Source organism: Parasynechococcus sp. (genome assembly GCF_042954325.1).
Classification (GTDB): Bacteria; Cyanobacteriota; Cyanobacteriia; order PCC-6307; family Cyanobiaceae; genus Parasynechococcus.
Map to the genome: position 1 here is coordinate 1 of NZ_JBGKDS010000036.1, position 20,664 is coordinate 20,664.

The 20,664-nt window shown below is 63.0% G+C and carries 21 protein-coding genes and 1 pseudogene; 12 read left to right on the forward strand and 10 right to left on the reverse strand.

The genetic code is table 11. From position 1 onward, the window contains the following. Positions 1-444: DUF1823 family protein (locus ACGVKB_RS05485; RefSeq protein ID WP_392350268.1), on the forward strand; the 444-nt coding region annotated here is incomplete at its 5' end. Between the two features lie 5 nt (positions 445-449). On the opposite strand, the gene ACGVKB_RS05490 is transcribed toward ACGVKB_RS05485, so the two are convergent. Then, positions 450-833 (reverse strand): L,D-transpeptidase, encoded by a 384-nt coding sequence (locus tag ACGVKB_RS05490; protein WP_392350269.1) that lies wholly within the window; start codon positions 831-833, stop codon positions 450-452. A gap of 121 nt (positions 834-954) precedes the next feature. Between ACGVKB_RS05490 and der the strand changes: the two genes are divergently transcribed. From der to proC, 6 genes are all read left to right on the forward strand, one after another. Further along, entirely contained in the window at positions 955-2,322 is a 1,368-nt protein-coding gene (gene der / locus ACGVKB_RS05495) for a ribosome biogenesis GTPase Der (RefSeq protein ID WP_392350270.1), read from the forward strand. A gap of 3 nt (positions 2,323-2,325) precedes the next feature. Continuing rightward, complete coding sequence (locus ACGVKB_RS05500) at positions 2,326-3,240, forward strand: energy-coupling factor transporter transmembrane component T family protein (protein WP_392350271.1); 915 nt, start codon at positions 2,326-2,328, stop codon at positions 3,238-3,240. Between the two features lie 14 nt (positions 3,241-3,254). Further along, complete coding sequence (locus tag ACGVKB_RS05505) at positions 3,255-3,521, forward strand: PipX family protein (RefSeq protein WP_392350272.1); 267 nt, start codon at positions 3,255-3,257, stop codon at positions 3,519-3,521. 5 nt (positions 3,522-3,526) lie between these two features. Then, a complete protein-coding gene (locus tag ACGVKB_RS05510; RefSeq protein WP_392350273.1) occupies positions 3,527-4,186 on the forward strand; it encodes a YggS family pyridoxal phosphate-dependent enzyme in 660 nt (219 codons plus the stop codon). 100 nt (positions 4,187-4,286) lie between these two features. After that, positions 4,287-4,847 carry a cell division protein SepF gene (locus tag ACGVKB_RS05515; RefSeq protein WP_392350274.1) on the forward strand — a complete coding sequence of 187 codons (561 nt, stop codon included), beginning with the start codon at positions 4,287-4,289 and terminating at the stop codon, positions 4,845-4,847. 74 nt (positions 4,848-4,921) lie between these two features. Then, positions 4,922-5,698 (forward strand): pyrroline-5-carboxylate reductase, encoded by a 777-nt coding sequence (proC, locus tag ACGVKB_RS05520; protein WP_392350286.1) that lies wholly within the window; start codon positions 4,922-4,924, stop codon positions 5,696-5,698. 2 nt (positions 5,699-5,700) lie between these two features. On the opposite strand, the gene ACGVKB_RS05525 is transcribed toward proC, so the two are convergent. From ACGVKB_RS05525 to hpf, 5 genes are read right to left on the reverse strand one after another with little or no spacing between them, the layout of a single operon-like run. Further along, positions 5,701-6,870: a glycosyltransferase family 4 protein gene (locus ACGVKB_RS05525; protein WP_392350275.1), complete on the reverse strand. Its 1,170-nt coding sequence runs from the start codon at positions 6,868-6,870 to the stop codon at positions 5,701-5,703. A 33-nt stretch (positions 6,871-6,903) separates the two neighbouring features. Continuing rightward, on the reverse strand, positions 6,904-8,283 hold the full coding sequence (locus tag ACGVKB_RS05530) for an MFS transporter (RefSeq protein ID WP_392350287.1): 1,380 nt from the start codon (positions 8,281-8,283) through the stop codon (positions 6,904-6,906). 29 nt (positions 8,284-8,312) lie between these two features. After that, positions 8,313-9,086 carry a DNA repair protein RecO gene (locus ACGVKB_RS05535; RefSeq protein ID WP_392350276.1) on the reverse strand — a complete coding sequence of 258 codons (774 nt, stop codon included), beginning with the start codon at positions 9,084-9,086 and terminating at the stop codon, positions 8,313-8,315. After that, complete coding sequence (locus ACGVKB_RS05540; RefSeq protein WP_392350277.1) at positions 9,087-9,767, reverse strand: 2-deoxyribose-5-phosphate aldolase; 681 nt, start codon at positions 9,765-9,767, stop codon at positions 9,087-9,089. It abuts the gene before it with no gap. Positions 9,768-9,796: 29 nt separating this feature from the next. Beyond that, a complete protein-coding gene (gene hpf / locus ACGVKB_RS05545; RefSeq protein ID WP_392350278.1) occupies positions 9,797-10,384 on the reverse strand; it encodes a ribosome hibernation-promoting factor, HPF/YfiA family in 588 nt (195 codons plus the stop codon). An 11-nt stretch (positions 10,385-10,395) separates the two neighbouring features. Here hpf and lipB point away from each other — a divergent pair, with 11 nt between their 5' ends. The 5 genes from lipB to queA all read left to right on the forward strand — a co-directional run bounded on the left by lipB (position 10,396) and on the right by queA (position 16,069). Further along, positions 10,396-11,091: a lipoyl(octanoyl) transferase LipB gene (gene lipB / locus ACGVKB_RS05550; RefSeq protein ID WP_392350279.1), complete on the forward strand. Its 696-nt coding sequence runs from the start codon at positions 10,396-10,398 to the stop codon at positions 11,089-11,091. 31 nt (positions 11,092-11,122) lie between these two features. Next, on the forward strand, positions 11,123-13,036 hold the full coding sequence (locus tag ACGVKB_RS05555) for an AMP-binding protein (RefSeq protein WP_392350280.1): 1,914 nt from the start codon (positions 11,123-11,125) through the stop codon (positions 13,034-13,036). Between the two features lie 90 nt (positions 13,037-13,126). After that, a complete protein-coding gene (locus ACGVKB_RS05560; protein WP_392350281.1) occupies positions 13,127-13,570 on the forward strand; it encodes a YlqD family protein in 444 nt (147 codons plus the stop codon). A 54-nt stretch (positions 13,571-13,624) separates the two neighbouring features. Beyond that, on the forward strand, positions 13,625-14,962 hold the full coding sequence (locus tag ACGVKB_RS05565) for a dihydrolipoamide acetyltransferase family protein (RefSeq protein ID WP_392350282.1): 1,338 nt from the start codon (positions 13,625-13,627) through the stop codon (positions 14,960-14,962). 6 nt (positions 14,963-14,968) lie between these two features. Next, positions 14,969-16,069 carry a tRNA preQ1(34) S-adenosylmethionine ribosyltransferase-isomerase QueA gene (gene queA, locus ACGVKB_RS05570; protein ID WP_392350283.1) on the forward strand — a complete coding sequence of 367 codons (1,101 nt, stop codon included), beginning with the start codon at positions 14,969-14,971 and terminating at the stop codon, positions 16,067-16,069. A gap of 61 nt (positions 16,070-16,130) precedes the next feature. On the opposite strand, the gene cysK is transcribed toward queA, so the two are convergent. The 4 genes and pseudogenes from cysK to ACGVKB_RS05590 form a co-directional block, all read right to left on the reverse strand. Then, positions 16,131-17,117 carry a cysteine synthase A gene (cysK, locus tag ACGVKB_RS05575; RefSeq protein ID WP_392350284.1) on the reverse strand — a complete coding sequence of 329 codons (987 nt, stop codon included), beginning with the start codon at positions 17,115-17,117 and terminating at the stop codon, positions 16,131-16,133. A 103-nt stretch (positions 17,118-17,220) separates the two neighbouring features. Further along, positions 17,221-18,675, reverse strand: a complete 1,455-nt coding sequence (locus ACGVKB_RS05580; RefSeq protein WP_392350285.1) for a PLP-dependent transferase — start codon at positions 18,673-18,675, stop codon at positions 17,221-17,223. Then, on the reverse strand, positions 18,672-19,838 hold the full coding sequence (locus ACGVKB_RS05585) for a trans-sulfuration enzyme family protein (protein ID WP_392350288.1): 1,167 nt from the start codon (positions 19,836-19,838) through the stop codon (positions 18,672-18,674). The genes ACGVKB_RS05580 and ACGVKB_RS05585 overlap by 4 nt, the downstream gene beginning before the upstream one ends. Positions 19,839-20,037: 199 nt before the next feature. Continuing rightward, a pseudogene (locus tag ACGVKB_RS05590) lies at positions 20,038-20,664 on the reverse strand (Photosystem II reaction center protein); the annotation flags it as partial.

Genomic DNA, 20,664 nt, shown 5'->3' on the forward strand with positions numbered 1-20,664 from the left:
TTAAGTCGTTCGCTGCTTGAACAAATCCTTGCTGATCGCTGCAGTGATCAGGCTGTGTGCGAGTTGGTCTGGGAGCGACTGGGCTATGAGCTCCTGGATGGTCCATCGCGGGTCTGGGCTCCTGGTTCGGGCTGTGCCGCCGAATGGCTCGAGGCGTTTCCGGAGCCGCCTCAAATCATCGCTGAACGTCCGGCATCCGTTCGCTTGACCCGTTCGATCCCTAAGCAGTACAAGCAGCTTCTCAAGGAGCAGCTCGGATTCAGCGGCTATCGGATCGGAGAGCTGTATCCCCGTCGCACTCGACGAGCCACGGCGGTGAGTTGGTTGTTGGCCTGGTTGGCCCAGCGTGGAGAGCCCCTCGCGGAACAGGGTCCTCTGGCGCCGGAATTGCCGGTGCCAGAGGACCCTGTCAAAGGACATCCAGGAGATCGCCCCGTCGGCTGACTGGATCAGGCTTGGATGGTGATCGGTGTTCCCCGCCGGGTGTTGTGGAACAACCAGCGGGCATCCTCCGTCGGCATCCGCACGCAGCCATGGCTGCGGGGAACCCCAAAGGGTTGTCCTGCTTGTTCCTGCCAAGGGGCGGCATGGAGGCAGATGGCCTCATTGGCCGTGACGCACATCGTGTAAGGAACCGCCGGGACGGTGTAGGTCCTCCCGACCATCGTCGTCGAGCGGTATTTGGTGAAGACCTGGCTCTGGCCGATCGGTGTGGGTGTTGAGGCTTTGCCGGTGCTCACGGGAATGACCCGGACCACCTGCTGGTTGCTGTCAAGGACGGTGAGCTTTTGGTCGGAGAGGTCGACCACGAGGCTCGCAATGAGTTCAAGCATGCTCTGGCAGCAGTCGCTGGATCTCCTTGAACTAGCTGTCGCGGTTGAGACGCTTGAGTCTCAGCAGGAATGTTTGCGGTTTCTTGGCTCTGTATGGTCAAAGATTGCTTGGATCTCTGCCTTGGCGCGTCCTGTTGTCGCGATCATCGGGCGCCCCAACGTCGGCAAATCCACGTTGGTTAATCGTCTCTGTCGCAGTCGTGAGGCGATTGTGCACGACGAACCCGGTGTGACGCGTGATCGCACCTACCAGGACGGCTATTGGGGCGATCGGGAATTCAAGGTGGTCGACACCGGGGGCCTGGTCTTTGACGACGACAGTGAATTTCTGCCCGAAATCCGTGAGCAAGCGGGGCTTGCGTTGGAGGAGGCCAGCGTTGCTCTGGTGATCGTCGATGGACAGCAGGGGCTGACGGCAGCGGATGAGTCGATTGCCGAGTTCCTGCGCACCCACGCCTGTCCGACGTTGCTGGCGGTGAACAAGTGTGAGTCGCCGGAGCAAGGTCTGGCGATGGCCGCGGAGTTCTGGAGCCTCGGCTTGGGTGAGCCGTATCCGATCTCGGCCATTCATGGCGCCGGAACCGGTGAATTGCTGGATCAGGTGCTCACGTTCCTTCCACCGAAGGATCAGGAAGGAGACGAGGAAGAACCGATTCAAATGGCCATCATTGGCCGTCCCAATGTTGGTAAGTCCAGCCTGCTGAATGCCATCTGCGGTGAGCAACGGGCCATCGTCAGCCCGATTCGCGGCACCACCCGAGACACGATTGACACCAGCATCGTGCGCGAAAACAGGCCCTGGCGCCTGGTGGACACCGCTGGAATTCGACGCCGCCGCAGCGTGAATTACGGCCCTGAATTTTTCGGCATCAACCGTAGTTTCAAGGCCATCGAGCGCAGTGATGTGTGTGTGCTGGTGATCGACGCCCTCGATGGCGTCACGGAGCAGGATCAACGCCTGGCGGGTCGGATTGAAGAAGACGGACGCGCCTGTGTGGTGGTGGTAAACAAATGGGATGCCGTTGAGAAAGACAGCCACACCATGACGGCCATGGAAAAGGAGCTACGGGCCAAGCTCTATTTCCTTGACTGGGCTCCGATGCTGTTCACGTCGGCGCTCACCGGTCAGCGCGTGGACAGCATTTTTGCGTTGGCGGCTCTGGCAGTGGAGCAGCACCGTCGTCGGGTGACCACCTCCGTGGTCAATGAAGTTCTGAAGGAGGCGTTGAGCTGGCGCAGCCCACCGACCACCCGCGGTGGTCGTCAGGGGCGGCTGTACTACGGCACTCAGGTGGCCAGCAGGCCGCCGAGCTTCACGCTGTTCGTGAATGATCCCAAGCTGTTTGGCGACACCTATCGCCGCTATGTGGAGCGGCACATCCGTGAGGGACTTGGCTTTGACGGCACCCCGTTGAAATTGTTCTGGCGTGGCAAACAACAGCGCGATGCCGAACGGGACCTCGCCCGTCAGCAAAGCCGTCAGTCCTGATTCATGGACTGGTTGCGACAGATTCCGATGGGCCAGTACGTCGATGGCCCCGAGGGATGGCTGCGGCGCATTGATCCCCGCCTCAAGGTCGGCTGGTCGCTGTTGTTTCTGCTGAGTCCTGTTCTGGCCGGTCCGATCTGGCGCACCGGACTGGTGGTCGGTTTGCTGGTGGTGACGCTGCTCAGTGGTCTGCCGGCCCGCGTTTGGTGGCGCTCCTGTGCCGTGCTGATCCTGCTGTCGATCACGGTTGGCCTGCTGTCCCTGCTCTTGCCTGCCGTGGATCCACCCATGGCGTTTTCGCTGCGTGATCCTGCGGAATTGCCGGATCTCACCTTCGAGACGCCGAGTTGGGATCTGCTGCGCCTCGGACCGGTGTCACTCGGATCGCTGAGTCTGGGGCCGTTGGTGATTGATCGGGCGTCTGCCCTGCTGGGCTTACGCACATCCACGCTGATTTTTACGGTGATCCACAGCGTGAACTTGGTGCTGATCACCACGCCTCCGGAAGATTTGGTGTGGGCTCTCAGCTGGTTGCTGTCCCCCCTCCGTCGGCTCGGTGTTCCGGTGGATCGGCTGAGTTTCCAACTGCTGTTGGCCCTGCGTTTTCTCCCGCTGGTCCAGGAGGAGCTTCAGAATCTTCTGCGGTCGCTGGTGAGTCGTGCTGTCTCCCTGCGCCGGCTCGGCTTCAAAGCGGCCTTCGGCCTGATCCTGTCCGTGGGCGAACGGCTGCTGGCCAACATTCTGCTGCGGGCCGAACAGGGGGCTGATGCGTTGGTGGCTCGGGGTGGGCGTGTTCTTCCACCGGGGGAGTTTCGCTTCGCATCCGGCCAGCCACATGTCGCTCCTTGGCTAAATGGAATCACCAGCGTTGTTCTGGTGGTGATGGTGGGAATGCGCGGCAAGTACGGTGCCTATTGATTGCATGCTGAGGCATGAGTGCCGAGCGTTATCTCAACCACCCCACTTTTGGCATGCTCTATTTGGTGGCGCCTGCCGGTGAGGGGCGGGATGTGTACGCCACGCTGTATGCCCAGCGCATGTTTTTTCTGGTCACCCTTCAACCCAGGGGCGCTCAGTTTGAGGTGATTCCCTATCAGGACGCCCGTCACCATGCCGATGTCCACCTCAGCCGCTGCCGCAGGGATCAATCTCCTGACCTCGAGGGTTGGCGACAGTTGTTTGATCAGACCTTCATCTGACTGTGATGACGGCGTCGCTGGAGCAACGCTGGCAACAGCTGCGGGCTGATTGGCCCCCGGGGTCCAAGCTGCTTGCTGTCAGCAAAGGCCATCCGGCCGAGTCGATCCGGACCCTGGCGGGCTTTGGCCAGGTTGATTTCGGGGAAAGCCGCCTCCAGGAGGCACTCCCCAAGCAGGAGCTCCTTGGGGATCTGGCTTTGCGGTGGCATTACATCGGCCGCTTGCAGAGCAACAAGGTGCGAGGGGTGGTGCGTGCGTTTTCCGTGATCCATTCCGTCGACTCCCTGGCCCTGGCGGAACGCATTGCGCGAATCGCAGAGGAGGAGAACCGTCGTCCGGAGTTGCTCCTTCAGGTCAAATTGCGTGAGGACCCCAACAAAGGCGGTTGGAGCGTCACGGCACTCGAGCAGGCCTGGACCTCTCTTCAGACCCTGCCCAGCGTTTCGTTTGTGGGGTTGATGACCATGGCTCCCCAGGACCTGCCCTTGGAGGGCCGTCTGAGCCTGTTCGAGGAGTGTCGGGCCCTTGCGGATCGTTTGGGCCTGCCGGAGTGCTCGATGGGCATGAGCGGCGACTGGCGCCAGGCTGCCTGCGCTGGTGCGACCTGGTTGCGCCTGGGATCGGTGCTGTTCGGGACGCGATTGCATCCGGCCTCTGCCGATTGACTTGCCGCTCCTTGGATGAAACGTTATCCATGGACAGGGATCCCGATCGACGTCGGTTCCATCCCCGAATCTTCCCGTCTCCGTTAGAGAGGTTTTCAAGGTGTCGCTGATTTCCCGTCTTCGTGCTGTCGTCGCTGGTGACGACTACCTCGATGGTGATCTCGACGATCTCGCCTACGACGACGATCACGCCGAGCCCCTTCAGCACACGGGCCGTTCCGACGGTGGTGCTTTGGCCACCCTGGGCGACAGCAACCCCTTCGATCTGAGTGACGAGCTCGGAAGCTCCAACGTGATCGGCATGCCCGGAATCAGTTCAGCCGCCGCTGAAGTGAATCTGATGGAGCCCCGCAGCTTCGATGAGATGCCCCAGGCCATTCAGGCCCTTCGTGAGCGCAAGACCGTCATCTTGAATCTGACGATGATGGAGCCGGATCAGGCTCAGCGCGCCGTTGATTTCGTGGCCGGTGGCACCTTCGCCATCGATGGCCACCAGGAACGTGTCGGCGAGAGCATCTTCCTCTTCGCCCCCAGCTGCGTCACCGTGACCAACACCAACCACGAGGAGGCGTCGTCCCCCACCGTGGTGTCTCGTGAGCCCGACCTCGCGGAATCCGAGTCCTCTGCTCCGTCCCCTGCTTGGGGATCTGAAGCGCTCTGATTTTGAGCGACTCCTCCGTACCCAACACTTCAGGGTTGTTGCGTCCAGACGTTGGTGTGATCGGCCTTGGCCGGATGGCCAAGGCGTTGGTTTGGCCCCTGATCGAAAGCGGCGAGTTGCCCGCTGAGGCTCTGGCTGCCACCGTCGCCAGACCGGCTTCCTTGGAGGAGTTGCAGGCCCATTGGCCTGCTCAGGTTCGTTCCTTTCTCAATGGGTCTGCTGGCTCCGAGCTGGTTTGGCAAGCGCCACTGCAGCTCTTGGCAGTCAAGCCGCAGCAATTGGCTGCCGTGGCGGCAGCCGCCCCCGAGGTTGAGCACACGCCTCTGTTGATCTCGGTCCTGGCCGGTGTGACCCTGGAGCGGTTGCAGCGGCTGTTTCCTGGCCATCGCTGCATCCGGGCCGTTCCGAACACTCCAGCGCTGGTCGGTGCCGGCCTGACGGCTTTGGCCTGGGGCCAGGGTGTGTCTGAGCAGCAACAGGCGCAGGTCAAGACCCTGTTTGCCAGCGTTGGCGAGGTGCTTGAGCTTCCGGAAGACAAACTCGATGCCTTCCTGGCCCTGACCTCATCGGGGCCAGCCTTCATCGCCTTGGTGGCGGAAGCGATGTCGGATGGTGCTGTTGCCGCTGGGCTTCCCCGCGACTTGGCCCACCATCTGGCGCACCGCACCCTGGCGGGTACCGCTGAGCTGCTGCACCAACGCTGCTTGCATCCAGGTGTCCTCAAGGACATGGTCAGTTCCCCCGGGGGAACCACCATTGCTGGGTTGCGGCAGCTGGAACGCGGGGGCGTCCGCTCCGCGATGATCGAAGCGGTGGTTGCGGCGGCCGAACGCAGTCGGGAGCTGGCCTGAGTTCAGGCGGCGATCCGATCAGGTGTGACCAATTCGCCGTACAGACGCTCAATGGCATCGATGTTGCGCTCAATCGTGTAGCGCTCCATCACCCGTTCCCGGGCCCGTCGTCCCAGCTCGGCGGTCAGGACCGGTTGATCCCGCAGCACCGGCAGGAGTGTCCGCAGTTGGGTGGTGACCCCCTGGGTGCTCAGCACGATGCCAGCACCTCCCGCCAAGACTTCTCCGTCGGCGCCTGCGTCGGTGGCCACGCAAGCGGCCCCACAGGCCATGGCCTCGAGCAAGGCCAGGGAGAGACCTTCCACCAGGCTTGGCAGCACGAACACCTCGGCGCACTGAAGCAGGGCGACCCGGGTTGCCAGATCCGGCTCGTGGCCCCACCAGAGCACGTCCTCAGCGCTGAAACTGTTCTGAAGCGTCGAGCAGAGCGGTCCATCGCCGACGATCACCAGTCGACATCCATGCGGTTGCACCAGCCTCCAGGCCCGCAGCAGAGCTTCCACGTTTTTCTCCGTGGCGATGCGTCCCATGTACAGGAACACCCGGTCGCTGCCCACCCGCTGGCGCACCTGCTTGTTCAGCAGGGTTTCGTTGCCAGGGGTCGGAGGTGTCCAGCGTGTTTGGTCGACACCGTTGGGGATCACCGCCAGGCGATCCCTCGGGACCCCGAGGCGCACCAGCACGTCGGCCTGAAGCTGCGAGAAGACGATGACCCGGTCGTAGCGAGCCAGGGCCGGCGCGTAGAGCTGATAGGTGAGTTGCTGGGTGCCGGCGGTGAGGTTGCGTAGGCCGGCATCGAAGGGGGGATGGAAGGTGGCCACCAGGGGCACCTTGAGCTGTTGGCACAGGTCCGGCAGCCTGAAATCCAGGGGCGACAGCGTGAGGCTGGCGTGGACGACGTCCGGGCGAATCCGTTCGAGCGAATCCCTCAGTTCGCGCTGTGCACCCGGCGAAGGAATCGTGTACACCTGCGATTTGACCAGGTACGGCAGGCTGACGTCCGGATCATTCGCCAGCAGCGAGGTGGTGCTGCGCTCGGGACTGCGGGGATTGTCGAAGTGAATGAAGTGGGTCTGGTGCCCACGCTCCCGCAACAGTTCGGTGGTCGTTAGCCCATAGGACACATTCCCGCAGAACGGTGACTTCTTTCCTAACCAGGCGATTTGCGCCAAACGTTCGAAAGCCCCATCAGGCGGAGTGAAAAGCTAGCAGCGTTGCCAGGGTTTCTCGATCACAGCGGCGAGCAGCGCCAATCCGGCCAGAAGGAACAGCACCGGCTGAAGACCAAACCGACTGACCAGGGTTCCCGCCATCACCAGGGGCAGGCTCAGGGCAATGTTGATCAGGTTGTTCTGCAGTCCGAACACCCGGCCCCGTTCGGTTTCGGGCGTGTCTTCCTGAATGGTGGTCTGGGCCGGGATCGCGACCAGAGCGGCTCCCATTCCCAAAATTCCGCAAAGGGTCAAGGTGAAGCCCAAAGATCCGCGCAGTTGACTGAGCAGCACCAGGGTCCAGGTGATCGTGCCGAGCCCTGTGGCGGTGAGGCGCCGGCGGCTGAAGCGGTGGCCGAGTTGGGCGATGGCCACGGCGCCGATGGCCATTCCAGCCCCGGTCATGGCCAACAGGGCTCCAAATCCAGATGGCCCGAGACTTTTAATCAGTGCCGCCAGCTGGAGGGCCAGCACGTAGAGCGCCGCCAATAGGCTGTACAGCATGACCAGATGAATCATGGCGCCGCGGACGCTGGGGACCTGCTTCAGCACCTGAAGTCCTTCGCCGATTTCGGACCAGATCGAAGCCGTCGAGGGTGGACGCACGGTTTCCTTCAGCCGCAGTGTCACCAGGCTGAGGGCGGCGAGCCCGTAACAGGCCGGCAGCAATAGGAACTCGCCACCATTGATGCCGATGGCGGCCAGCAGGTGATGCAGGCCGCGGAGAATCGGCTCGCCCAGTGCGAAACCAACGATCGTTGCCCCCATGCTTGTCGCTTGATAGAGCGAGTTAGCCGCGAGCAGATGTTCTCCGGGCACCACCAGAGGAATCGTCGCTTGCTCGGATGGGGCAAAAAACTGGGTCAGGATCGACTCCAGGAATGTCATGCCGATCAGACCCCAGTAGCCCCAGGGCAGCCCAAACCAAAGGGGACCGGGCAGCAGGAAGATCGGTGCGAACAGCACCAACAACGCCCGCAGGGCATTGGACGCCACCATCACCCGACGTTTGGGCCAACGGTCCGCCCACACACCAGCGACCATGCCCAGGGCCATCGCTGGGATGGTGTTGGCCACAAAGATTCCCGTGGCCAGCAGGGTGATCACCTGGGTGCGGGTGCTGATGTCCATGCGAATGGCTGACGCCACGTCGGCTAAGGCACCGCTGCCCTGGCCCGTGAGCATCAGGTGCTGATCGATCAGGAAGACCATCAGCACGATGTAGAACTTGTCGGCCAGTTGGGAAAAGATCTGGCCGATCCAGAGTTTGCGGAAGTTGGTCAGCCGCAGGACCTCTTGAAGGCCACGGCCTCCCTCTGGATTGCTTCCGGTTGGAAGCGCGGGTTCTGGGGTTGTCAGGCTCGGACCGCTCAAAAACCATTCCGCGTCGCGGCCATGATGGCTCAAGCTGCCGTCAGAACGGTTTCGCGGAGCATGGCCAGGGCTCGACTTCGTCGGGACAGGTGAGTCCGGATCCAAATCTCCACGACGGCAAGAAGCCTGAGCCAGACCGGTTCCGGGCCCATGAGTTCCCCCGTTTGTTTGCGAGGGAGATCTGCTCTGGTGAGCCGCTGCAGCAGCGCGAGTTCAGAGGGGTTGAGCGTGATCGCGGCTCCAGGTTGGTTGTCGATCGCAAAGCCGTCCTCCGGCAGCAGACTGCAGCGCCAGTCCCATTGCCCGAGCGGTGGCTCGAGCGGGACTCCGCTCAGACAACAGGTTTGCCAGGGAAGCCCGTAGCCGCCGAGCGTGAGCAGATGCACCGTGGCTTGAACCGTTGAGGCAAGGACGAGGGTTCTGTCGTCACCGAGCTGTTCGAGCCGTTCCAGGTGCAGAAGCACCGTGGCGAGCAGGCCTTCGATCGGATCATTCGCCGCCAGTTGCAGGCAGAGGTCGCAGAGAGCCTGGGCCGCTGCCAGGGTTTCGAGGTGTCGGCCCAGGCGGGAAAAACTGCGTTGCACCCTGAGCTGTCGCACCCGGGCCAGCCCGCTGCGGCCTCCGACTTGCAACTCCAGCAGCGTCAGCGGTGCCGCTGCCGCCAGGCTGCTTTTGGGTCGCCGCGCCCCCGGGACGGCCAGACGGGTGACCCCTTCGGCATCGCTGAGCAGGCTCAGCAGCCGGTCCTGTTCGCCGAGCGGTCCCACTTTGAGGACCAGGCCGTGCAAGCGCCGTTCTGCCATTTACCCGGCCGGGCGGCGCAGGTCATGGAGGAGCTGCGGGGCACTGCTGGTGCCGAGCAGATCAGCACCGGCCTCGACAAGATCCAGCACCAGATCGAGCTGGTGAATGCCTCCCGCAGCCTTGATGGCACAGCGGTTGCGGCACAGCTGTTTGAGCTGACGGATCTGCTCGGGGTGACAGGCGGGCCCGAAGCCATTGCCGCTCTGCACACCGACGGCACCAGCATCAATGGCGGCCTCCACGGCCAGGGCCAGTTGGTCCTCATTCAGGCGAGCCATATCGAGAATCACCCGCAGGGGCAGCCCCAGATCACAGAGCAGGGCCAGCTCCTCGGCAAAGCGACCGGCTTCGTTGTTGGCGAGGGCTTGGAAATCCGGCACCACGTCCAGCTCTTGAGCTCCATTGGCGGCAGCCCACTCCGCTTCAGCGTGCTTCAGCGTTGCCGGAATCGCACCGAATGGGAATCCGATCACGGCAATGAGCACCGGCCCACCGTCGGTGCTGCCCAGCCGATCCCGCAGCAGCGGCAGCTGAATGAGGGTGGTGCTGATCGCACGCACGCCTTGCTGGCGTCCTGCATCGCAGAGCTCCAGCAGGCTGTCCCTGGGCAAAAGTGGATCGAGGATCGCCTGATCCAACAGAGGTGGCAGATCGGGGAGATCTTTGGCGTGATCGGCCATTGAGGGGGGAGTGGTCCAGCGGACCCGGATCAGTCCCGGGCTTGGATCACACCGTATCCACCGTGGTTCCGGTGATAGATCACCTGCAGCTCTCCGCTGTCGCTGTCGCGGAACAGATAGAAGTCGTGGTCGATTAAATCGAGCTGACGACGGGCATCCTCGAGTGACATCGCGGGCATCGCGAAATACTTGCGTCGGACCCCTGGATCGGGGAGGGCTGCTTCCTTTCCGTCCACGAGAGAGCCATCCACCTGGCTGTCGTCACTGACGGCCTCGGTGCCGGGGGTCAAGCTGGCGCTGTGGCCATGGCTGTGGTGGTGATCGCTGTGACGTTCCTTCCAGCGCCGCAATTGACGAGCCAGCTTTCCCGCGGCCAGATCAATGCTGGCGTATAGGTTTTCACTGCGTTCCTGGGCTCGGATCACCGTGCCATTGGCAAAGACCGTCACTTCGGCCGTTTGTTGAGGAACGCGAGGGTTGCGAGCGACCGAGAGATGCACATCGGCTTCCCGGACTGTTTCGCCAAAATGCTGAATGGCCCGCTCGAGTTTGGTTTGCGTGTAGTCCCGCAGTGCCGGCGTGATCTCGAGATTGCGACCATGGATCAGCAACTTCATGCTTTCCTCCTGTGCCGGTTGTTATCGGCAACCTAGAGACGGGTCGCGGTTCAGCCCACCCCGGACGCGCAATTCTTTTTGAGCCGTCCGCTCCGGTGATGTTCGACCAGGCCTGGGAGTCCCAGCGGCTGTGGCAACAGCGTCTGCTTGAGGATTCATCTGCGCCTGAAGCGGTGTGGCTGTTGCAGCATCCGGCTTGTTACACCCTGGGTCGCGGCGCGAGCCTGGAGCACCTGCATTTCGATCCAGAGCAGCCGCCGCTGCCCCTGTTTCGCATCGACCGCGGCGGTGAGGTCACCCACCACGTGCCCGGTCAGCTGGTGGCCTATCCCGTTCTGGACCTACGCCGCCACCAAGCTGATCTGCACTGGTATCTGAGGGAACTTGAGCTGGTCTTAATCGATGTGCTGGCCGAGCTCGGCCTGCAGGGTGAGCGCTTACCTGGTCTGACCGGGCTGTGGCTGGAGGGCCGCAAGGTCGCTGCCATTGGGGTGGGCTGCCGCCGCTGGATCACCCAGCACGGACTGGCTCTCAATGTGAGCTGTCCCATGGAGGGATTTGAGCAGGTCACGCCCTGCGGTCTGGTTGACCGTCGCGTGGGTCGTCTGAGTGATTGGTTGCCTGGGCTCACGGTGGAGCAGGTGCAGCCACTGCTGCGGCTGGCCCTGGCCCGACGCTTTGGGCTGGTCTGGTCCGCGTCGCCGTGATACGCCTGAGCGGATTGATGCAACGGCTCGGATGACCGCCAGCTGGACCCCAACGGCCCGGGAACAGGATGCTTTGCAGCGTCATGCACCGATTCAGGCGCTGCCACGGGTCGATGCGGTCTGGCCTGGCCTGGCCGACCGGCATGGAACCCTGACCGCCTTGGATGCCCCCCATGCCGCGCATCCGGAACGCCTGAGTTTCGGGGAGCTGGCGGAGCGGATCGCCACGGCGGCGGCGGCGTTTCGGTCCCATGGCATCACCGATGGAACGGTGGTGGCCCTGTTCTCCGAAAACAGTCCGCGCTGGCTGGTTGCGGATCAGGGCCTGATGCGGGCGGGCGCTGCGGACGCGGTCCGCGGGGCCTCTGCTCCCGTCGAAGAACTTCGCTACATCCTTGAGGACTCTGGCGCGACGGCGCTGGTCGTTCAGAACGCTGAATTGTGGACCCGTTTGGCCCTCACGCCAGAGCAGCGGTCGCGGCTGACCCTGGTGCTGCAATTGGAGGGGACTCCCGTCGATGGGGTCATCGGATGGGAGCAGTTGCTCGCGATGGGAGTGGGCCATGCCCCCGTTCAGCCCAGCGCTGACCCGGATGCCGTGGCGACCATCCTTTACACCTCCGGCACCACCGGGCAGCCGAAGGGGGTCCCTTTGACCCATCGCAACTTGCTCCACCAGATGTGGTCACTGGCCTGTGTGGCCTATCCGGCCCCAGGTTCACCCGTGCTCAGCGTTTTGCCGATCTGGCATGCCTATGAGCGCAGTGCCAGTTACTACTTCCTGTCCTGCGGGTGCACGCAGAGTTACACAACAATCAAGCAGCTGAAGAAGGACCTGCCGCGGGTGCGACCGATCGCCATGGCCACGGTTCCGCGGCTCTGGGAATCCGTTCAGGCTGGTTTCGAGGACGTCCTCAAGACCTTTCCCCCGTCCCGCCAGCGGCTGTTGCGCGCTGCACTCACCAACAGTGCGGCCCAGCGGCGCTGCTGGCGCATCGCCCGTGACCTCTTGCTGGAGGAGACACCGCCCTCAAGACGATTCAGCGCGTGGATCGAGGCTGGCCTGCGTTGGCCTCTGCATGCTTTGGCTTCGGCCTTGATCTGGCCCACCCTGCGCCGTCAACTCAGCGGTGGTCAGTTGGCTTATCCCATCAGCGGTGGTGGAGCGATCGCGCCCCACATTGATGCGTTTTTCGAGGCCGTCGGCATTGAGCTGTTGGTGGGCTATGGCCTCACCGAGACGAGTCCGGTGGTGAGTTGCCGTCGGCCCTGGCGGAACATCCGCGGCAGCTCGGGTTTGCCAATGCCCGAGACCGAATTCCGCGTTGTTGACCCGGAGACCGGTGCGGCCCTGGGCTTGCGTGAACGCGGCCGTGTGTTGGTTCGGGGCCCGCAGGTGATGGGGGGCTATCTGGGCAAGCCAGAGGCTTCCGCCAAGGTGCTGGATGCCGCTGGCTGGTTCGACACCGGTGATCTCGGCATGGTTCTTCCGGATGGATCTGTCGCGCTGACCGGTCGCGCCAAGGACACGATCGTGCTCAGTAGTGGGGAGAACATTGAACCGGGCCCTCTGGAGGAAGCCTTGGTGGCGAGCCCGTTCATTGAGCAGGTCATGCTCGTGGGCCAGGACGAACGTCAGCTGGGGGCGTTGGTTGTGCCCCGGGCGGAGGCCATGGTGGCCTGGGCAGCGCAGCAGGGTCTGGAGATCGCTGCCGATCTCGGTGGCCTTCCGGGGGATCCTGCGCTCTGCAAGCTGCTGATGCGTGAATGCAACCGGTTGCTGAAGGAGCGGGTCGGGGCCCGTGGCGACGAACGCCTGGCGGGTGTGGTTCTTGTTGAACCCTTCAGCATCGACAACGGCTTGTTGACGCAAACCTTGAAGCAACGCCGGGATCGCATCTCCGCCCGTGATGCCTCCGCCATCGAGCGGCTCTATGGCCGCTGAATCCGGCCAGGGACGTGTCAGGTGGTCGGTTCTCCGGTGATTGACCGGGCCGGTCAGGGCTGAGACCCTTTCGATATCTGTTTTATCGACATGGCCGACGGCACCTCACTGACGATCAAGCGCCCGATCACCGTGCGTGCCGTTGTGACGCCAACCTGGAAGGAAGAAGCGGAGCGTGAGATCAGCAATGGCATCGCCACGGCTGATCAGCAGCTCTCCCAGCTGGAACAGGAGGGCCAGCAGGTGGTCGACGAGGTGCGTCGTCAGAGTGCCAATCCTCTGGATCCCCGCGTCCAGGACCAGGTGGCACAGATTCAGCAACAGGTGGCCGCCAAGCGCTCCGAGATCGAGGAGCAGAAGCGCAATCTGCTGCAGCAGCAGGCGCAGGTTCGCGAGTTGGAGATGGACCAGATCGTCGAACAGGGTCAGTTGGAAAGCAGCTGCGAAATCAAGGTCGGCGACAACCTTGTCCAGGCGATGCAGGTGGCGATTGTGGTTCGCGACGGTGTGATTCAGTCCATCGAGCAGGGCTGAGGCCTCGCTGCAGCTGACTCGTAAACTCCCCTGATCTGCCCTTCGGAGACGGTTTTGGCGACCTTCGACATCTTCATGCCTGCCCTCAGCTCCACCATGACGGAGGGCAAGATCGTCGAATGGCTGAAGCAGCCTGGGGACAAGGTTGGCCGGGGAGAGTCCGTCCTGGTGGTCGAGTCCGACAAAGCCGACATGGATGTCGAGTCTTTCCAGGAGGGGTATTTGGCTGCTGTGCTGATGCCGGCTGGCAGCACGGCACCTGTTGGCGAAACCATCGGTTTGATCGTCGAGAGCGAGGCCGAAATCGCTGAAGCGAAGGCCAAGGCTCCAGCCGCCCCGGCCGCGGCAGCACCGGCGCCTGCGGCTGCTCCTGCCGCTGAAGCACCTGCTCCCGTGGCCGCCGCCCCGGCCGCTCCTGCTCCTGTGGCGGCCACTCCCGCACCGATTCCAGCTGCGGCTCCGGCGCCTGTGGTGAACGACGGCCGCGTCGTTGCCAGCCCTCGGGCCAAGAAGCTCGCCTCCCAGATGGGGGTTGATCTGGCCACCGTGCGCGGCAGCGGCCCCCATGGCCGCATTCAGGCTGAAGACGTTCAGACAGCTACCGGCCAGCCCATTTCCGTTCCTCGCGTTGCGGAAGGAACCGCCCCCGCCGGCGGCGGTCATGGGGCGGCAGCTCCTTCTGCCCCTGCCGCACCGGCGGGCAACAGCTTCGGTCGCCCCGGAGAAACCGTGCCGTTCAACACCTTGCAGGGTGCGGTGAACCGCAATATGGAAGCGAGCCTGGCGGTTCCTTGTTTCCGCGTCGGCTACACGATCACCACCGACAAGCTGGACGCGTTCTACAAGCAGGTGAAGCCCAAGGGCGTCACGATGACGGCCCTGCTGGCCAAGGCTGTCGCTGTCACCCTGGCCCGTCATCCCCAGGTCAATGCCGCGACCACCGCTGCAGGCATGACCTATCCGGCCGATGTGAATGTTGCCGTCGCCGTCGCCATGGAAGACGGCGGTCTGATTACTCCGGTGCTGCGCCAGGCCGATCGCACCGACCTCTATGAGTTGTCCCGTCAGTGGGGGGATCTCGTCAAGCGCTCCCGCAGCAAACAGCTGCAGCCTGAGGAATATTCCACCGGCACCTTCACCCTCTCCAACCTCGGCATGTTCGGGGTCGACCGCTTCGATGCGATCCTTCCGCCCGGCACCGGCGCGATCCTGGCGGTGGCAGCCTCACGCCCCACGGTGGTGGCTGGAAAGGATGGCTCCATTGCCGTGAAACGGCAGATGCAGGTGAACCTCACCGCCGACCACCGCGTGGTCTACGGCGCTGATGGTGCCGCCTTCCTCAAGGACCTGGCCGAGCTGATTGAAAACCGTCCGGAGAGCCTGGCGCTCTGAGTTGGAGTGCAGGATCGTCGCGACCAGCAGCTCAGCAGCTACGACTATCCGCTGCCACCTGAGCGCATCGCTCAGGCTCCGGTGGAGCCTCGCCACAGCGCCCGACTGCTGAGGGTTCCCCCTTTGACCGCGCCTGCGGTCTCCGCTGGTCATGGTCAAGTCTGGGATCTGCTGGATCAGCTCAAGCCTGGAGATCTGCTGGTGGTCAATGACACCCGCGTGCTCAAGGCCCGTCTCAAGGTGCGCCGCTCCGGTGGTGGCCTCTCGGAATTGCTGGTGCTTGAGCCCCGGGGGGATGGCCGCTGGTTGTGTCTGGCCCGACCGGCGAAACGGATGCGGCCAGGGGATCAGCTCACAATTGATGGCACCGACATCAAGCTCACGGTGCTGGCCGAGGATTCCGCCAGTGGTGGTCGCGTGGTGCAATTCCCCAGCGACTGCACCGACGCCGAGACCATTGAGGGCATGCTGAACCAGTGCGGCGAGGTTCCGTTGCCGCCCTACATCGAGCGCCACGACCCCAGTGATGCTGAGCGCTATCAAACCCGTTACGCCGACCGCCCCGGAGCGGTCGCTGCACCGACGGCGGGATTGCATTTCAGTGATGAGCTGCTTGCCGGTTTGCAGCGCAAGGGTGTGCAGTTGACGCGGATCACCCTGCACGTGGGATTGGGCACCTTTCGCCCCGTCGAGACTGAAGATCTCACCCAGCTGGAGCTCCACAGCGAATGGATTGAGGTGAGCGCTGTGGTGGTGGAGGCGATTCAGCGTTGTCGGGGCCGGGTGATTGCCGTGGGCACCACCAGTGTGAGAGCCCTCGAAGGGGCCGCCCAGCACCATGGCGGGGTGCTTCAGCCTTTCACCGGGCCGGTGAACCTCGTGATTCAGCCGGGCTATCGCTTTGCGGTGGTGCAGGGCTTGCTCACCAACTTTCACCTCCCCAAGAGCTCATTGCTGCTCTTGGTCAGTGCCTTGATCGGTCGGGAGAAACTGCTGGCGCTCTATGCCGAAGCGATCGAACGCGAGTACCGCTTCTTCTCCTATGGCGATGCCATGTGGATTTCCCCGGAAGCCGTGCTTCCCGAAGCGGCGCCAATCGCTGTGTGATGCCAACAACAAGCCCCGTGTTGCCACGGGGCTGACTGATGCCGATGGCGTTGGATCTGGATCAGACGGCGACCGGTTGCTCGATGATGCCGGTGGGAACGTCGGCAAACATCACCGAAGAGAGGTAGCGCTCGGCCAGGTCGGGCAGCACGACGACAATCGTTTTGCCGGCATAGGCATCCTGCTCAGCAAGGCGAATCGCAGCGGCTGCTGCAGCACCGCAGGAGATGCCCACCAGCAGGCCTTCTTCCTGGGCCAGACGCAGAGCCATGGCGATCGACTCATCGTTGGTGACCTGCTCAACCTTGTCGACCACGGACAGATCGAGGTTCTTGGGGATGAAGCCAGCACCGATTCCCTGGATCTTGTGGGGACCGGGCTTCACCGCTTCACCGTTCATGGTCTGGGTGATCACGGGGCTATGGCTGGGCTCCACAGCAACGGATTCGATCGCCTTACCGGCTTCGTTCTTGATGTAACGGGACACGCCGGTGATGGTGCCGCCGGTGCCGACGCCTGCCACCAGCACGTCGATGGCGCCGTCGCAGTCGTTCCAGATTTCGGGACCGGTGGTCTTCTCGTGGATCTCAGGGTTGGCCGGGTTATCGAACTGCCCTGGCATGAAGTACTTGGCGGCATCGCTATCAGCGATCTCCTTGGCTTTGGCGATGGCGCCGGGCATGCCCTTGGCCGCCTCGGTCAGCACGATTTCCGCACCGAGCACGGCCATGACCCGTCGCCGTTCGATCGACATCGACTCGGGCATGGTGAGGATCAGCTTGTAACCGCGAGCCGCTGCGGTGTAAGCCAGGGCGATGCCGGTGTTGCCCGAGGTGGGTTCAACAATCACCTTGTCTTTGGTGAGCTTGCCGCTCTTTTCGGCATCCCAGATCATGTTGGCGCCGATCCGGCATTTGACGCTGTAGGCGGGATTGCGGCCTTCGATCTTGGCCAGCACCGTGGCCTTGCAGTTCTTCGTGACGTTGTTCAGTTTCACCAGCGGGGTATTGCCGATGGCGAGGCTGTTGTCGTCGTAAATGCGGGACATGACGCTTCGGTGTAGGGATGGACCCGAAGAAAACAAGATAGAGAGATCCGGCCGATAACTCCCCGGTTGTTAAGGGCTTGTTCAGACTGTGATCACCAGATGCTCATGGCTCCAGAGCGCTGACGAAGCGTTGCCAGAGGTCATCGGGGTCTTCCAAACCGACGGACACCCGCAGCAGGTGAGCGGGAACTCCGCAGTCTGCGGCCCAGGCCAGTTCGTCGTAATGCGCCAGCAGCGTGTACGGGCAGGCGAGGCTGAAGCTGGTGCCCAGGCTTGGCCCTTTGCTGATCTGCAGGTTGTCGTAGACCTGCTTGGCCTCGGCGTCACCACCGCGCACTTCGAAGGACAGCAGGCAGCCGAAGCCAGCGCCCGGGCGCATCAAGGATTGAAAGTTGGTGCAGTCCTTGGGGTGCATGACGGTTCGGATCGCTGGATGCTGCTCCAGACGCTCCGCCAGGGTCAGACAGTTTGCGTCGAGTTGGGGGACCCGTTGCTGCACGTCCCGGCTGGCTTGTTCCAGGGCGATGGCATCGGCATCGCTCAAGTCCGCCAACGGTTGGAGGGCCTCACGCAACCGCTGATGCCACGGCGAATCGGGGCTGATCAGCAGACTTCCCGCCATCACATCACCGCTGCCGGCAAAGCTTTTGGTCAGCGAGGTGAACAGCAGATCCACATGGGGCAGGACCGACAGGTTGATCGCGGTTCCGATCGTGTCGTCGGCGATCAAGGGAATGCCGCGCTGGTGGGCGAGCTGCGCGATGGCCGGGAGATCGACGCAGCGGAGCAGCGGATTGCTCGGCAGTTCCACGATCACGGCTCCGGGGTTGAGCTGATCCAGTGCCGCGCTGATCCTGTTCAGATCAGTGGTTTGCAGCAGCTCGCCGCCGTGAAAGATCACCTGCGGTTGCTTGAGCACATCCACATAGGGAAAACCCAGCTGCAGCGTCGGTCGCGCGGGGGCCAGGACGTCGATGGCCCGCAGGGCGGCATTCAGACCGCTCATCCCCGATGGATGCAGGCTGATCAGGGCCGGATCACAGCGGTGGATCGCTGCCAATCGTTCCCGAATCAGCGTGCGGGCCTCCATGGCTGCGTCCTGGCTCGGTGCTGCGTCCCGGCCAAGGGCGATTGCAGCTTGTCGGGAGGTTGCCCCAAGGCCGGTGTGCTGCCAGAAGGCCTTGGCATGGGGGCTGGCCGCGGCATCGCAGCTCAGCACTGTCAGCCCGGCAAATGGCACGCGTTCCGTGATGGCCCCAGCGGCTTGGCGGCGGCAATGCTGTTCTGCGGCACGCGCGGCGGCATCGGTGGGGAATGGCCAGGCGCTGCCGCCCACCGGTGCGATCCGTTGACTCAGTTCAGCCACCAAGGGGTGCTGTCCAAACCGCGGATACACCGTCCGTAGAGCCTGGCGGCAGCTGGTCTCCTGCTCCTCGTAGGCAATCACGTCCTGCCAGCGTGGCAGTGCCACGGAAACGGCATGGGGGTGGTCGGGCAGTGGATGGCCGAGGTCAACTCCCCGCCAGCAGGGTGATGTGATCAGGTCGCGCGGACTCACGCCAGCAACTCCAGCGCTTGGCGAAGGTCGGCCTGCAGATCCGTCAGGTCTTCACAGCCCACGGAGAAGCGCACCAAGCCATCGTCAATGCCCAGCTTGGCCTTCACTTCTGCAGACACAGCGGCATGGGTCATGGTCGCCGGGTGACAGATCAGGCTTTCAATGCCCCCCAGGCTTTCAGCCATCGTGAACCACTGCAACTGCTTGCAAAGGGCATAGGTCTGCTCCTGCGTGGCTTGGAAGCTCACGGTGACGATGGCGCCTCCGGCGGCCATTTGGTGCCGGGCCACAGCGTTCTGTGGATGATCGGGCCGATGCGGGTAGCGCACCCAGTTCACCCTGGGGTGATCGGCCAATTGGTCGGCGAGGGCCGCGGCATTGGCCATCTGTTGCTTGAGCCGCAGCGGCAGCGTCTTGATTCCGCGGGTGATCAACCAGCAGTCGAAGGGAGAGGGTTGCAGTCCCAGAGCTTTCTGGGAAAACACCATTTTTTGATGCCAATCGGCGTCATTGGTGCAGACGGCACCACCGAGGGCATCGGAGTGGCCGTTGATGTATTTGGTGGTGCTGGTGAGGGAGAGGGTGGCGCCGAGTTCGAGTGGCCGTTGCACCAACGCCGTGGCAAAGGTGTTGTCCACCACCACAGGGATGCCCAACGGTTTGGTCACAGCGCAGACGGCGCCCAGATCAATCACCTTCAGCAGTGGATTCGTGGGGCTTTCCAGCCAAACCATCGCTGGCTGACTGCTGCGGATGGCATCCAGTGCTTCGGGTTGGGTGAAGTCCACCCATTGGGTGCGCAGTCCGAATTTGGCGAACACCTGGTCAAACAGGCGCACGGTGCAGCCATAGAGGTTTTCCTCACAGAGCACCAGATCTCCCTGGCTCAGCTGGGAGACAACGGCGGTGATGGCACTCACCCCGGACGCGAACACGGTGGCGTGGTCGCAGCCTTCCAACGAAGCCAGCACGCTGTCGAGGATGCGGAAGTTGGGGTTGCCTGAGCGGGTGTAGTCGAATCCGCCCGGGTTGCCGTGGGCAAAGGTGGAGCTGGGAAAGATCGGTGGCATCACCGTTCCGGTTTCCCTGGCGAAGCTTTCACCGTGGTGGATCACCCGGGTGTTGACTCCCAAGTTGGTCGAGTTGGATCCGGGGTCGTTCACCGGGGTGTCAACAGCAGAAGGCAAGATTACGAAGCGATCTGCCGCGCCCTCAAACGCCCTGTGCCGGCACGATATCAGTGATTTTTCGTGTGGATATGCAGTGGATATCGTGCCGCAGTTGATTTTGTTTGCTGGGCAATAAAAAACCCCTGCCGATTGGCAGGGGTTGAGTGACGATCGCTTGGTTGAAAACCGTGGATCAGTCGAGGTCGGGCATGCCCAGGACGGGCTCGGCCTGACGGTCGATGCCTTTCTCGAAGCCGGCAGCAGCAGCGCGGGCGCGGCCTGCGTGCCAGAGGTGACCAACCAGGAAGAAGAAGGCGAGCACGAACTGCGCTGCACCCAGCCACTGGCGGAGGTTCACATAGTTCACCGAGTTGGGCTCGGTGATGATGCCGCCCACGGAGTTCAGGGAGGCGTTGGGGGCGTGCGTCATGTATTCAGCGGCACGGCGCACCTGCCAGGGCTGAATGTCGTTCTGCAGCTTGTCGAGGCTGAGACCGTTGGGGCCACGCAGTGGCTCCAGCCAGGGACCACGGAAGTCCCAGAAGCGCATGGTTTCACCACCGAAGATGATTTCACCCGTTGGTGAGCGCATCAGATACTTACCAAGGCCGGTGGGGCCCATGGCGGAACCGATGTTGGCGCCGAGGCGCTGGTCACGCACCAGGAAGGTGAAACTCTGAGCTTGGGAAGCCTCAGCGTTGGTGGGGCCCCAGAACTCGGAGGGATACGCGGTGTTGTTGAACCAGATGTAAGCCGAAGCGATGAAGCTCATGAAGCTCAGAGCGCCGAGGCTGTAGCTCAGGTAGGCCTCACCATTCCA

What these genes read in the sequence shown, in the direction of transcription:
- ACGVKB_RS05505 (WP_392350272.1), top strand. Translation starts at nt 3,255, where the DNA reads ATGAGTGCCGAGCGTTATCTCAACCACCCCACTTTTGGCATGCTCTAT.
- ACGVKB_RS05510 (WP_392350273.1), top strand. Translation starts at nt 3,527, where the DNA reads ATGACGGCGTCGCTGGAGCAACGCTGGCAACAGCTGCGGGCTGATTGG.
- ACGVKB_RS05555 (WP_392350280.1), top strand. Translation starts at nt 11,123, where the DNA reads ATGACCGCCAGCTGGACCCCAACGGCCCGGGAACAGGATGCTTTGCAG.
- ACGVKB_RS05490 (WP_392350269.1), bottom strand. Translation starts at nt 833, where the DNA reads ATGCTTGAACTCATTGCGAGCCTCGTGGTCGACCTCTCCGACCAAAAG.
- cysK (WP_392350284.1), bottom strand. Translation starts at nt 17,117, where the DNA reads ATGTCCCGCATTTACGACGACAACAGCCTCGCCATCGGCAATACCCCG.
- proC (WP_392350286.1), top strand. Translation starts at nt 4,922, where the DNA reads ATGGCCAAGGCGTTGGTTTGGCCCCTGATCGAAAGCGGCGAGTTGCCC.
- hpf (WP_392350278.1), bottom strand. Translation starts at nt 10,384, where the DNA reads ATGAAGTTGCTGATCCATGGTCGCAATCTCGAGATCACGCCGGCACTG.
- ACGVKB_RS05535 (WP_392350276.1), bottom strand. Translation starts at nt 9,086, where the DNA reads ATGGCAGAACGGCGCTTGCACGGCCTGGTCCTCAAAGTGGGACCGCTC.
- ACGVKB_RS05540 (WP_392350277.1), bottom strand. Translation starts at nt 9,767, where the DNA reads ATGGCCGATCACGCCAAAGATCTCCCCGATCTGCCACCTCTGTTGGAT.
- ACGVKB_RS05560 (WP_392350281.1), top strand. Translation starts at nt 13,127, where the DNA reads ATGGCCGACGGCACCTCACTGACGATCAAGCGCCCGATCACCGTGCGT.
- ACGVKB_RS05500 (WP_392350271.1), top strand. Translation starts at nt 2,326, where the DNA reads ATGGACTGGTTGCGACAGATTCCGATGGGCCAGTACGTCGATGGCCCC.